We start from the raw sequence: 13,906 nt of genomic DNA on the forward strand, positions 1-13,906 counted from the left end.
CTTGATAATGTTTTGCTTTTGATTGATGTAATAAACTGTAGCCTTTAGTTTTTTAGCTACTTCTGGTTTCAAAGTCGACAAATCAGTCCACGAACCAATTGAACTTTCACCAGCAACTGCATCAGCTGCTTCCTCAAATGGACCATTTGGTTCCATGTAAAATGTTGCCAGCAAATCCTTTGTTAAGTTTGGTTTGTAACCTTGATCAATAAATCCTACGTGTGACATATTTTTTAGTTAAAAGTTAGAAAGTTAAATGCCCGCCTGCCAGCCCGCATAGCTAACTGCGTTGCTGGCGGGCATCGCTATGCGAAGCATTGTGGGCAGGTTTATAAAGTTAATATTTCCTTATGTAATTTTAGTTAAAAAAACTCTTAAATCATTGACAATTTTATGCAGATTTGCTACTATATGAAGTATCATTGTTCATTTTCAAAAGGAGAAAAACATGAGTCGAATTAATGCCATTTCAGGTTTAGTTCAATTTACTGAGAAAGAAGCAGCTGAAATCAAATGCACGCCTAAACTATTTACTGCCAAGTACCAAGAAAGGACTTCGTATGGTAAGGCAGAGTGTGAATGGCTGGCTCGTATTCTAGGAACACTCAACACCAACGGCGAAGTATTTTATGCGTCAACCTGGCGAACAATTGTCAATATTTATGAAGGCGGAAAAATCAACTTCTGGAAGTTGAAGCTTGTCAATAAAAAAGGTCTGGTTGGTAAATTCCTTCGTTGGATTGGCCTGGGACGCTTGTCGCTGGTCCCGAAAAATGATGATGGTTGCAATATTCATTCAAGTCGGATCTTTGGTTTAGGCATGAAGGAAACCAGTCGAATCGGTCGCGACCCAGCAACCATCGTTCGTGGTATGCACCTACTCTTGGAGCACGGCTTTGTGGATATTATGGAGCTCGAAGGTCAGGATGTTATTTTCCCGACTGACAAGTACTTTCAACACATGATGCCAGCTACGAGCTAGAAATATTTATACTCTCTGAACATTGTTTCAGGGAGTTTTTTTATTCAAAAAACACGAGAGCATAAAAACATTCACTGTAACTACTTTCATTACATCACCAAAGCCAAGAATAATCCTTCTTCACTTTCTTGATCAGATTCTCAGGACTAACAATACCGAATTCGCAAATATATCCTTTAATCAATTCAGCGGGCACTTTATCAAAAGCTGGATTATAAATTTTCAAATTTTTTGGAGCTTTTGACCAAACCTCTTTGGCCTTACGTTGTTCAATACGGATAGCTTTTAGATTTTTGGCATCTTCATTTATTTTCAAAGCTTGCGTTACTACGTAAACTGGAACTTTGTTTAAGAATGCAGTTAAAGCTAAACCAAAACTGCCAACCTTATTCACACATGAACCGTCACGCGCAATAGCATCACAACCAATTAAAACTTTATCAATAGTAAACTTGTCGCCACTTATTTTGCTAATTAAATATGGCGCTGCACTGTCTACTACTAAAGTATTTTTAATTCCAACTTTGATTAAATCTTTGGCGGTTTTATGTCCTTGATATAAAGGACGAGTTTCGGTTTGAAATACCTCAAACCGCTTTTTATCTTTCTTCGCAGCCAGCAAAACTTTAATTACAGTGGAAGAATGGCAATGAGTAAATACTTTATCTCCAAATTTAATCAGGTTCTGGCCACTGCGGATTATTTTATTGTTGTTTTTTTCAACCAAATCAAAAAAATAATCAACTGATTCACGTACGACTTTTCTCTGCTCTTTGATTTCAGCACCCTTGTTTCGCTTTAACTGGCAAACAATAAACTCCACGACATTATCAGCCATGGGCTCTGTATCACGCGCAGAAACTAGGTACTTACCAGCTTCTTTGATCCTTTTTACAAACTCGCGCTTATTCTGAATTTGTAAATCAGTGGCATACTTTTTCAGGGCTTTACCAGTAGCTAAGGCCACATTAGTTGCTCCTTGAATCTTGATTGACTTGATATCACGATAAATTTTTATTAAGTTTGCGTTCATATTTTCAAAGTTATAAGTTGTAAGTTTTAAGTAATAAGTAAAGAAACAAGTACCAAAAATTTAAAAAGAAGAATCAAACTTGAGTATGTTAAACCTTATCTTTTAACTCTTTCATTTTCCTAATATAATTTTCTCGGCGTTTACCCATCTTGCTAGTCGTCCCTTTGTCTGTAATTTCAAATTCTTCGCCCATATCAACCACATCCACACGGCCTTTGAACCTTAGGATATTATGAATATTGTCACGTAACATAGCGCATTCGCTTTCTTCTCCATGAACAACGAATATATTTTGCAAATCATTTATATTGCGAATGTACTCAAGTAGTTCCAATTTATCAGCATGTCCGGAAAAAGAGTTTAGAACTACAACATCCGCCTTTAGTGGATAGTTTTTTCCAAATATTTTAATTTTTCGTGCACCTTCAACAATCTGTCTTCCACGAGTTCCCTGGGCCATAAATCCTATAACTAAAATCAAGTTTTTCGGATCGGTCATGTGATTTTTCAAATGGTGCATTATTCGACCAGCTTCACACATGCCAGAAGCCGAAATTATAATGCAGGGTTTATCGTAAAAGTTGAGCTGTTTTGACTCTTCAACACTTGAAGTGTAGGTAATTTCTTTGAAATACAGTGGGTTCTTTTTCTTATCGACAAAATCCCTAAAAGTTTCATCGTCATAATAATCCTTGTTTTTATCAAAAACCTTTGAAATTCTTGAAGACAGTGGACTATCCACAAAAATTGGAATTTTCGGTATTTTGCCTTGATTATAAAGTTCATGAAGTACATATACAAAGGCTTGAGTTCTTTCAAATGAAAATCCTGGAACAATAATCTTGCCTTTTCGTTTCATTACATCTTTTATAGCCCACTCAAGTTCTTCATGAACATTAGAAAAAGAGTCATGTAAATGGCTTGCATAAGTACTTTCTGTAATTAAAATATCTGCATGATCAACTTGATACGGATCATTCAAAATCGGCATGTATTTTCGGCCAAGATCACCTGTAAAAACCAGGCGCTTATACTCCTTATTTTCTTTGAAATCAACCGCAATCACAGCACTTCCTAAAACATGACCAGCATCATAAAAAGTAGTCCAAATACCTTCGTCGACTTTGAACTTTTGGAAATATTCATGAGATTCTATTAACTTTAAGGAAGCATAAACATCTGTGTCTGTGTAAAGTGGTTCTGCATGAACTTTTTTGTGCTTTTTTAGAAATCTAGCATCCTGGATCTGTATATGAGCTGAATCCAGGAGCATAACTTCTGCTAACTCTTTTGTTGCTCTAGTACAAAAAACCTTGCCATCAAAACCAAGTTTTACCAATCGAGGAAGCATTCCAATATGATCAATGTGCGCATGTGAAATAATTACGTAATCTACTTCTTTCGGATTAAACAAAAACTCCTCGTTCAGTAGACGACTTTTTTTACGATTCCCACCCTGAAACATACCACAGTCAAGCAGTATTTTTTTGTTGTTTATTTCTAATAAATGACGCGAACCCGTTACATTCTGAGCTGCGCCACAAAACTTTATTTTCATAAAAATTAATTACTGATTATATTGATACACTGATAGATTCTAAAAACATCCTCTTACTTCTTCAAAAAATTCTTTACATCATCATTAAATCAGTAATATCAGTACTCAGCTATAAATATTATACCAAATTTCACTCTTTAATAAAAACAGCCCATATCACAAATTGTATTCAAATATATTGCGCTTAAATTTAAATATGCGCCAAGTAAAATTATAACAGAACAAACAATAACTATCAGTATACTTAAATATGCCTTCGGATCAATTTGGGATTCGCTAGATTTACATGTAATTCGCATATTAGCATTATACCTATTGTAAATTATGCTAAATAGTATCATCAAAATAAATAAAGTTATTAATGAGTCAAAATGCAACTGAACTAAAACTAAATACCCAGCAATTGAACTGGTAGCCATGATAACAATTTTTTTATCTTCCATCTGACTTCGATGTAAAATCTTCCAAATCATTTGTCCTAATTTAATGTAAACCGCAATTAATATTAATAAGCCAACAATACCTAATGAATACCAAGTATCTAACCACAAATTATGCACCCGATCAGAATAACGGTCGTCAATTATTTTCTCGATCTCAGTTCTTGGACGTAAAACTGATTGATGAATATAAGTTTCAGGTCCATAACCAATGATTGGACTTTGTTTAATTAATTGCCAAGAATATTTGTATTCCAACATACGAATATACATCGAACTTCCTTGTTGTATATCTTCTGAACTACGAATGTCTCCACCCATGCCCCACCAACCAGCAAAAACCGAAATAAATATTATTATTGCAAAAAATGCCAAGCTCACTTTTTTTAAATAATACAAAATTAATTTACCTCTGACTTGAACCTTTCGCTGTGGATCAATCCAGGTGTATAGAATTAGAAAAACCAAGGCAGTCACTAACGCGCCCAACCACCCGCCACGATTTAAAGTCAGGTATAGAGCAAGCCCATTTATTATCATCACTAAATACAAAAACAGCTTGAGCCACAATTTTTGTTTATTAATTAACAAATAATATATAAAGCCACTACCCATTACCAAAAAAGCTCCTAAATAGTTTGGATGCCCCAAACTGGACATTGGTCGAATAATTGACAAGTCCTGATACAAGGTCACATAACGGACATTAGTCAAAAATTCTATACCAAACTTTTGTAAAATCGCATAGATGCTTATTAAAAATGAATTCAAAACAAACACCCAGGCAAGCATTTTTACCTGAGCTGATTTAAACTTGATTGACTTCATTACCAAGAAAAACAAAACAAAATGTAAAATTGTATATAAGCCAAAACGCCGATCAATTAATCCCCAAAGACTATCTTCCACTGAGATAGAAAATAAAGTTGAAATTGAATATGATATCAACAATAGACCAAATAACGATTCTAAGCTAAAAAATTTGAGTTCTTTAATTTTTCCCCAAAGATTACTAAAACTTCCACACTGCCACAGGCGAATTACTACTAAAATTTCAACTAAAAAACAAAATAAAGCGATTTTATCAACTTCATATCTTTCCATTCCCCAAGGATTAATCAACAAAGGGATGACAAAAGTCATCCCTAAAATTAAATAGAATACTATTTTATCAATTTTTCTGTCCATTGATTTAATTATTTAAATTAGAACAAGGTACAGTTATTGTTCCGCCTGTACTAGAACGAATCGTACACCAGTCATTGTATGCTGGTAACATGGTTTTTGTCTTTACTGGCCCGTACGGAGTAGGTCTTGGCCTTTCTGGAGCTTGCTTTTGCTTTAATAAACGAACCCTCTTGGCTGGTCGTCGCATAAATGGATAGCCAAATCCAAAGCCTCTTGCATTACCCATAGCAGTCAAAAATCCCCCGACAGAAAAAAACAAAGCTCCAATACTTACACCAACCAATACTTTTTGTTTAGTACTTAATTTTGTTTTACTACTTGTTTTAGTAACAGTTTCCATATTGTTTTTTTTCATATTCGATACAAAGAATTAATTATTTGTTATCATGCCAGGAATAGTTATTTCACCCGTCAGATTATCGCCATCAAGTCCCTGACAAACTGCTCGATAAACACCACCTGTATTATATGTTTGCAAGTTAATCGGGGCTGAACATCCAATAGTATCAAGTTTTTCCCATTTATTAGTCAAGTATTGCTCAATATACGCACAATTTATTCCAAATGCTACAATGCAAGCTTCAGTTCCTGATTCATATAACTTATTTGTCTTAATGTCAGACTTGATTTTTAGGGCCTCAACAAAACCATATCCCGAACCAACAATTAAAACCCTACCTTGACCATTGTCCCCTGAACAAATGTTAATTGGGGCAAGATCTCGTTTGTAACAATATAAATCATTACAATCGACTTTACCATTACTATCATCATCCACATTATTATTACAAATTTCCACCTCGGCTTCTACTATCGGAGTTGTTGTCTTCTTTCGGTATGTAGGTAATATAGCGTTTCTTGACTTTTGCTGTACTGAAGTATCAACATAAATACGACTATTCTTTATTGGTCGTTTCATCACCGGCCATCCAAACCCAAATCCCCTGGCCTTTCCCATTGTACTTAGAATCCCCCCCAATGAGAAGAACAACGCACCAATACTTACACCAACTATCACCTTTTGTTTGGTATTTAATCTTGTTGTACTTTTTGTCCTTGTTATTGTTTTCATATTAGATATCAGTTATTTTGTTAAGTCACACAATTGACGTCAATTACTTTATTTCATCAATTGGCAATTTCAGCCATCCAGATAAAACATTTTTGACGTCTGCTTCCGTTACCTCCGGCCACTTGTCTTCCATAGTTGCCATCTTGTGTTTCATTTCTAATTCCTGAATCTCAGAAGTTAAATCCAAAATACTTGATTTAATTTTCTTTTTCTCATCCTGATCCTCAGTTTTTTCTTCTTGAATTTTTAATTTTTCCAGATTTCTCAAAATCCCTTTAATTCGATCCGGGGCTGCGGCAATTTCTTTGTGAACATCCTCAGCAGCCGCGCGAATTAGCTTTAACGCATGATCAGGAAGATCATAAGCGCGTAAATTGACCAAAGCTCCCGCTTCATCCATAACATCAATCGCTTTGTCCGGAAGTAATCTTTCTTTGATAAATTTTTCAGTAAAATTTACGGCAGCTTCTACTGATTCGTCGGTAAATTTAACTCTATGATGATCCTCATAATCTTTTTTAATACCCTTTAGAATTGCAATTGTATCATCAACGGTCGGCTCATCAACTTCAACCAATTGAAACCGTCGAGCCAAAGCATCATCTTTCTTGATATATTCGTCATACTCTTCAGTTGTTGTAGCGCCAATTGACTGCAACTCACCACGTGCCAGGGCAGGCTTCAAAATGTCACCAATGTTCATTGCGCCCTCTGTTCCCTTTGACTGAATCAAAGTATGAATCTCGTCGATAAACAAAATAATATTTCGTCGTTTAATAATAATTTCATCAACCAACATCTTCACTCTCTCCTCAAATTCTCCTCTATATTTTGTCCCACCAATCATATCTGCTAAATTCAAAGACAAAACTTTTTTATTTGTTAATGCACCTGGAATATCATTAGTGACGATACGTAGTGCAAGCCCCTCTACAATCGCTGTTTTTCCAACTCCAGCAGAACCAATTAATAGCGGGTTATTCTTTTTTCGTCTACTCAAAATCTGTATCACTCGTTCAATTTCTTCCGTTCGACCAACGACTGGATCAATTTTCCCGTCCTTGGCTTTTTGGGTTAGATCTGTTGTGTATAAACTCAAAACTTCTGCTTGGTTAATCTTGCTATCACCAGCCCCACCTTTTCCTTTTTTAAATATATCACCACGATATTTCCAAAGCACAAAAACTGCAACCACAAACAAAATTATATATGGCCAGTTCATTTCAATAAAATCCATATTTTTATTTTATGTTAAGATAACAATATTATAGCAAATTCAGCCTATTTTAACAATTTAATTTAAATAGCCACTAGTTTGAAGGGTGACAAATTTTTTATATAATCCTCCTTTCCGCATCAACTGTGAATGAGTTCCCTGTTGAGAAATTCTACCTTTGGCTATTACTATTATTTTATCAGCATTTTTAACTGTGGATAACCTATGAGCAATCACAATAGTTGTTCTATTTTTAATAACTCGATGAATTGCTTCTTGGATCATTTTTTCTGAACTTGAATCCAGTGAACTAGTAGCTTCATCAAGAATTAAAATTTTTGGATCAACCAAAATTGCTCGAGCAATCCCTATTCTTTGTTTCTGACCACCAGAAAGCTTAATACCACGTTCGCCCACCAAGGTATCATACTTTTTCTTTAATTTATTAACAAACTCATCGGCATTTGCAATTTTTGCTGCCTGGTGGACTTCTTTCATGGTTGCCTTTGGCCGACCATATGAAATGTTTGCTTTTACTGTGTCGCTAAAAATATCAATATCTTGGTTAACAATACCTAATTGACTTCGATAATTCTTGATATCAAAATTTTCTATTGGATCGTCATCAATTAAAATCACCCCAGAAGTGACATCATAGTATCGATATAAAAGCTTGGCTACTGTAGACTTCCCTCCACCAGAAGGGCCAACCAAAGCAACAACTTCTCCGTGCTTGATTTTGAAATTGATATTTTTCAGGACTTTCCCATCTCCATAATCAAACGATACATTCTTGAATTCAACATCTCCCTGTAGATTTCTTTTTATTCCGTCTTCATGACTAACAATATAATCATCACTGTCAATAACCTTAAGCAATCGATCTATCCCGACTTTTGCATTCATTATATGATCTAGAGTTCTAGTTAATTCAAATAATGAAAAATATGTTTGGACTCCAACCTGAAAAAATAAAACAAACTCCCCAGGCGTAATTTCTCCTAAAAATGTCAAATAACCACCGACCGCAAAAATTAAGATGTTCCCCAATCCAATTAGGTTCATTCGCAAAAAGTTTAAACTGAAAATGACCCGAAAAAACTTTTTGTACATTAAAAATATATTTCTTAAACTTTTTTCACCTTTTTGCTTTTCATGATCTTCCCTTGTAAATGCTTTAACGGTTTTTATATTGTAAATTGCTTGACCAATCTCACCATAAACCTTTTCCTCTTTTTTACGCATCTTGACGCGCAAAGGGTCAACTTTATAATTAGCTCGAAAAGTTATTATCAAAAATATTGGCACAATGATAAAGAAAACAAAAGCTAATCTATAATCTATGAACAATAAAAACACAAAACTGAAAACAAATTTCATTGCGGCTGGAAAAACATTCCAAAATAGGTTTTCGAAAAAGTAATTTATCAATTCTACACCCTTTTGTAGTTTATTCAACTTTGTACCAGTATTTTCTTTTTCATGATAGTGTAGGGATAAATCAAGATTCTTTTTCAATACCAGCGCTGTAAAAAAATTAGAAATTTTAATGTCCGTTTTTGCTAATAAATAATTTACTGAGAAATTATTAATACTTTGAATTAAATAAACGAACCCCATAATAACTATCAAAATAGCTAATCGTCGTAACAATAAATCCTTATCCGTGTAAATAAAATTATCAATAATTTCCTTAAAAACGTAAGTTCTAACTAAATTAATTACTTCTATAAATGCAAGCAAAACCAATCCTATAATAAAATATTTACGGAATTGCTTTAGCATGCTCCACAATTTTAAAATCAAAAATTGTAAACTACCGGTAATTTTCTTGAATGCACCTTTCTTTTTTGCCATTTAAGCCAATAATTTATTTATGATGTTTTGATCTAGAATTACATTATTACCTGACTCTAAATCACCGAGTTCTAAGTTATTAATGCGAACTCTTTTTAGTTTTAGAACAGTATAATCAAATAATCCACACATTCGCCGAATCTGTCGTTTTTTGCCCTGTTTAAGGATTATTGAAAATGATTTTGAAGTTAGTTGTTTTACTGTCACCGGCAAAGTTTTTTCATCATCAAGAATAACACCTCTCTTGAGGCTCTCCAAAAAATCACTGGACAACTCTTGGTGAACTTCCACTTCGTATTCTTTTTCTTTTTCATAACGTGGATGGCTCAACTTAAGTGCCAAGTCACCATCATTGGTTAACAAAATGAGACCACTGGAATCCTTGTCCAAACGACCAATTGGATATAAACGAAAGTCTGAATTAACCAAATCTAAAACGTTTTTTTCCCCTTTAAAACTTCTGGTCGTACAAACATAACCAATCGGTTTATTTAGCATTATTACAATTTTTTTAGCTTCTGGCTTCACAACTTGATCATCAACTTCCACAATATCCAAATTCGGATCAACCTTAGTTCCAAGTTGGGTTATTATTTTGCCATTAATCTTAACTTTGCCATCTAAAATAAACAGCTCCGCTTTTCTTCGCGAAGCAATTCCAGAATCTGCTAAATATTTATTGAGACGTATTTCTGACATAATTATATTTCAAGTTTTAAGTTCTAGCTATTGGACATTGATTATTGGGTATTAGGTATTGGCTATTGGGTATTGATCATTGGGTATTAGGTATTGGCTATTGATTATTGGTTATTGATTATTGTTTGTTTCCTTTAAAAGAGGTTGGCTTAGAACCGCTTAAATCTGACAAAGACAAACTCGGACCTGAGGCTGGGACCCTTGGTGTCTGTGGAGGATTGGCTGGAGCAGATGGCTTAGTTGGAGATGCTGAGACAGGAGCTGGCTTCTTTTGTTCAGACAACCTTCTATTTTTATCATTACGCATTTTTTGCTCCAAGGCACTTGGTCCACTTCCTCTATTTTCACTCCTCCTGCCACGTAAATTTTCTTCAAGAGCTTGCTTTTTTCTATAATCTTTTAAGCAATCTTTACAAAAGACCGGTCGTGATGGATCAGGTTTGAAATTAATTTTAGTTTTTACTGAACAGCTATCACATTCAACTACATGTAAATCTTCTTCTCGAACTTCCCTTCTTTCACTATCCCCACTTCTTCCGCTCTCAGTTGCTTTTGCTTCTTTTGCTACTTCTAATTCTTGAACTTCTTTCTCTTCTTCTTTAATAAAATCCCCACGCATAGCTGATAAAAAGTCATGTTTCTTCTCAACTATTTTACCAAAACGTTTGTCTTCTAATTCCTTTTCTAATTTTTCCATCATTGCCTCAGTTTCTACACCACTCCAACGAGCAATTTTTTCTTCAACTTCTTCACGAGACTGACCATATCGCTCACGGGTTGCCCTAACGACACGTTCTTCACTGCTTGTCTTTTTCGAAATTGGTGGTAATGTTCCCGCACTAAATGGATCTGAAGCCACACCATCAATCATTAATTTAATATAAACACTGTACTTCGGTAAATTCACCAAATCTTCTTCTGTGTATCTTGGAGTAAACTCCCTAGACAAAAACTCAGCATCAGCAGCACCGACTCTAAATACAATCATTGTTCCGACATTACCGAAAACAGCATCTCGAACCACAGTATTTCCACTGACTTCCAATTGCCCAATATACTGGTGACCAACCGTAAGACACAGATGATATTTTCTAGCTTCTGACAAAATATTTGCAAATGATTCTGTAGCAAAATTTTGAAATTCATCAACGTAAAGGTAAAAATCTTTTCTGTCTTTTTCAGGGATATCCACTCTACTCATAGCAGCCAACTGAATTTTTGTAATAATCATAGCCCCAAGTAAGGCCGAAGAATCTTCTCCAATCCTCCCTTTTGACAAATTCAATATAAGAATTTTGCTTTCATCCATAATTTCTCTTAAATCGATTGACGATTTGACTTGTCCAACAATATTACGAATTAGAGATGTAGATAAAAATTGACCAATTTTATTTTGAATCGGAGCAATAGCTTCAGTCAAAAATTTTTCATTGTATTTTGTAAATTCACTTTCCCAATACATTTTTACTACTGGGTCCTGAACTTTAGCTACTACCTTCTTGCGATATTCCTTGTCTACCAACATCCGATTAACCCCAAGCAAAGTACTGTCAGGGTAATCTAATAACGCCAAAATCGTATTTCGTAAAATATATTCCAAACGTGGCCCCCAGCTATCCGCCCAAATCTTTTTGAATACACCAACCAAACCAGAAGCAACCAAATGACGATATTTAGGATCGACTTTTTCCAAAACATTAAAAGCAATCGGATTTTCTAAGTCAGCTGGATTCAGATAAATAACATCATTTATACGATTTGAAGGGATACTATTAACAATAAGTTCAGCTGAATCACCATGGGGATCAACTAAGCAGGCTCCGTTGCCATTAAGAATATCAGAATAAACTAAATTTTCAATCAAAACAGACTTACCCATACCTGTTTTACCGATAATATACATGTGCCTTCTACGGTCATCAGTTTTAATCCCAAATTTTCGATTTTGATTGCGAAAATTGGCAAAAGCAAATGGAGTTATTTGATCCATATCTAAATAGTAATTTGTAATTCGTAATTAGTTCATAAGAATAGAATCTACGATTCTCAATCCACAAACGGCAATCCACCAGGCAAATCAGCAGAAGGATCTTTTTCTGAATCAATTTTTTCTACATCTTCTTTTTGAGGCCGATCTTTTCTAATACTTTCTTCATCAAAACTCGAATTATCATCATCAGCTTTGTTTATCTCATCCGTATCTTTGGCAGAGTCATCATGGGACTTTATCTCACTTTCGTCTGAAACGGTCTCTGCGTCGGGTAATGCTCCCTTTTCTTTTAGCTCCTTAATAATCTTAGCTTTTCTCGCTTTATCAGTTTTTCCAGTTTTATCTTTGGCAAATCGTTGCTCAAAATAATCATTATCATAATCAACCACTGGGACTTTATCTCCTACCTTCGGGGTCTCTAGATCCTCAGCCTCTGAATCTTCTAACACTGGAACATCTTCAGAAATCGGTAATCCAATTGGAGCTCTAGAACGACGAGATTCTGTTCTCTTCACCAATGGTGCTCTTACTTCAATGTGAGGGAAGTGAAACAAAGTCGCTAATTCTTCAACACTCATTAGTTGTTTCCCATCGCAAGTATCACCATTACGTGATTTAAAGTTTTCCAAAATAGCATTTTGTTTTATATGTAAACGAGAATTCTTGAAAGCGAGCTTAGCTTGAGTTTTATTTTTTCCTGGCTTAAATCCGTTTAATGCTGTAGATCCATATTGCTTGATAGCTCCCATCATACCTGAAACACCTAAACCTTTTTTGAAAACTTCTCTCTTTCCAAAATAAACTAAACGATACTTTCCCTTGAAACACACCTTATCAACTTTATTGACAATCCCATCAACTCGCATTTTTTCTACTGGTGGTAACATATCCAAAAATCTGGAATCCGCGGCTTTTTCCTCAACAGCCTCACCCATACCCAAAACTGGTTGGCCAATTATTTGCTCTCCAAATAAATTCAAAAAAGCAATTGGTGCATCTAGAATTTTACCAAGAATCGATGGTTTAGATTTTGCTTTCACTCCCATCAACTTATCCACTTCTTTAAATCCTTCTTTTTCCCAACCAATACTTGCTGGAGCTGCTATCAATTGTAACCAAATCTGTTCTCCTGGCCCAATTGCACTCATTACTTCCAAAACTGCGGCCATTGGATCTTTAAATTCACTATCTAACTCTTCCTTGAACGAAATATATGTTTTAATTGGATGATATTCCTTATTTGTAAAAACCAAGTCAGCTCCCCAAATATTATATTCATCACTAGGAAAATTTACATTTATATCAGCAGTATAATCCTCGACTTCTGTAATCTCTGCTTCAGGATATTGCCCATAGACTGCAGCTTCAACTAAATTACGAAATTGGACAGGAGTTCGAATCAAATACTGAATAAAACCATCAATGCTAACAATTTCAAAACTGTACGAAAGCTGGAAATTTCCTTTAAATGTCAACTCGTGCCAGTCTAACGGTTGCTGAGATCCAGCTAATGCCGTAAAAATATTTTCTACTGCTTTGGGGGTTTGTAAATTTTCTTTTGGAATATCAATCGCCAAAAAGATATAACTTTGCTTGGCAGAATAAATACTTTGACGCCAATAAACAAAATTATGCCATGCGCCCCACAAACCTACAACCAAAAACAAAACCCAGCCACCATTAACAAAAAAGTGCCATAGAATCACGTGAAAAGGCTGAGAACCAAGGTTGTACACCCAGCTCCAATCTAAAGTTATTTCAAATGGTAGCATATTCATAGAGACAATATAATAATTATACTTCAACCTAAAATCTTGCCGGTAATAACCGGCTAAATAATCAAATTTATTATACCATAAAATAGATTTTAA

12 protein-coding genes are annotated in these 13,906 nt (G+C 34.9%); 1 reads left to right on the plus strand and 11 read right to left on the minus strand.

The annotated features are described in order from the left end of the window. Positions 1-228, minus strand: a 228-nt coding sequence (locus HN643_03810; GenBank protein MBT7500766.1) for a ribulose-bisphosphate carboxylase large subunit, incomplete at its 3' end; no start/stop codon positions are given. Positions 229-448: 220 nt separating this feature from the next. Between HN643_03810 and HN643_03815 the strand changes: the two genes are divergently transcribed. Further along, entirely contained in the window at positions 449-982 is a 534-nt protein-coding gene (locus tag HN643_03815) for a hypothetical protein (protein MBT7500767.1), read from the plus strand. A gap of 94 nt (positions 983-1,076) precedes the next feature. Here HN643_03815 and HN643_03820 read toward each other — a convergent pair whose 3' ends face one another. From HN643_03820 to HN643_03865, 10 genes are all read right to left on the minus strand, one after another. Next, positions 1,077-2,015, minus strand: coding sequence for an S-methyl-5-thioribose-1-phosphate isomerase (locus HN643_03820; GenBank protein ID MBT7500768.1), 939 nt, complete (start codon positions 2,013-2,015; stop codon positions 1,077-1,079). An 88-nt stretch (positions 2,016-2,103) separates the two neighbouring features. Next, positions 2,104-3,573: an MBL fold metallo-hydrolase gene (locus HN643_03825; GenBank protein ID MBT7500769.1), complete on the minus strand. Its 1,470-nt coding sequence runs from the start codon at positions 3,571-3,573 to the stop codon at positions 2,104-2,106. A 137-nt stretch (positions 3,574-3,710) separates the two neighbouring features. Then, a complete protein-coding gene (locus tag HN643_03830) occupies positions 3,711-5,201 on the minus strand; it encodes an O-antigen ligase family protein (GenBank protein MBT7500770.1) in 1,491 nt (496 codons plus the stop codon). 4 nt (positions 5,202-5,205) lie between these two features. Then, a complete protein-coding gene (locus HN643_03835) occupies positions 5,206-5,556 on the minus strand; it encodes a hypothetical protein (GenBank protein MBT7500771.1) in 351 nt (116 codons plus the stop codon). Positions 5,557-5,571: 15 nt separating this feature from the next. Then, positions 5,572-6,273: a hypothetical protein gene (locus HN643_03840; GenBank protein ID MBT7500772.1), complete on the minus strand. Its 702-nt coding sequence runs from the start codon at positions 6,271-6,273 to the stop codon at positions 5,572-5,574. A gap of 43 nt (positions 6,274-6,316) precedes the next feature. Then, entirely contained in the window at positions 6,317-7,510 is a 1,194-nt protein-coding gene (locus HN643_03845) for an ATP-dependent Clp protease ATP-binding subunit (GenBank protein MBT7500773.1), read from the minus strand. Positions 7,511-7,567: 57 nt separating this feature from the next. Further along, entirely contained in the window at positions 7,568-9,346 is a 1,779-nt protein-coding gene (locus HN643_03850; GenBank protein MBT7500774.1) for an ABC transporter ATP-binding protein, read from the minus strand. After that, positions 9,347-10,036, minus strand: coding sequence for an rRNA pseudouridine synthase (locus HN643_03855; protein MBT7500775.1), 690 nt, complete (start codon positions 10,034-10,036; stop codon positions 9,347-9,349). Between the two features lie 127 nt (positions 10,037-10,163). Beyond that, positions 10,164-12,035, minus strand: a complete 1,872-nt coding sequence (locus HN643_03860; GenBank protein ID MBT7500776.1) for a type IV secretion system DNA-binding domain-containing protein — start codon at positions 12,033-12,035, stop codon at positions 10,164-10,166. A 56-nt stretch (positions 12,036-12,091) separates the two neighbouring features. Next, positions 12,092-13,813 (minus strand): hypothetical protein, encoded by a 1,722-nt coding sequence (locus tag HN643_03865; GenBank protein ID MBT7500777.1) that lies wholly within the window; start codon positions 13,811-13,813, stop codon positions 12,092-12,094. Between the last annotated feature and the right edge of the window lie 93 nt (positions 13,814-13,906).

This window comes from Candidatus Falkowbacteria bacterium, assembly GCA_018674305.1.
In the GTDB taxonomy this organism is placed as follows: Bacteria; Patescibacteriota; Patescibacteriia; order UBA11705; family JABHMO01; genus JABMRF01.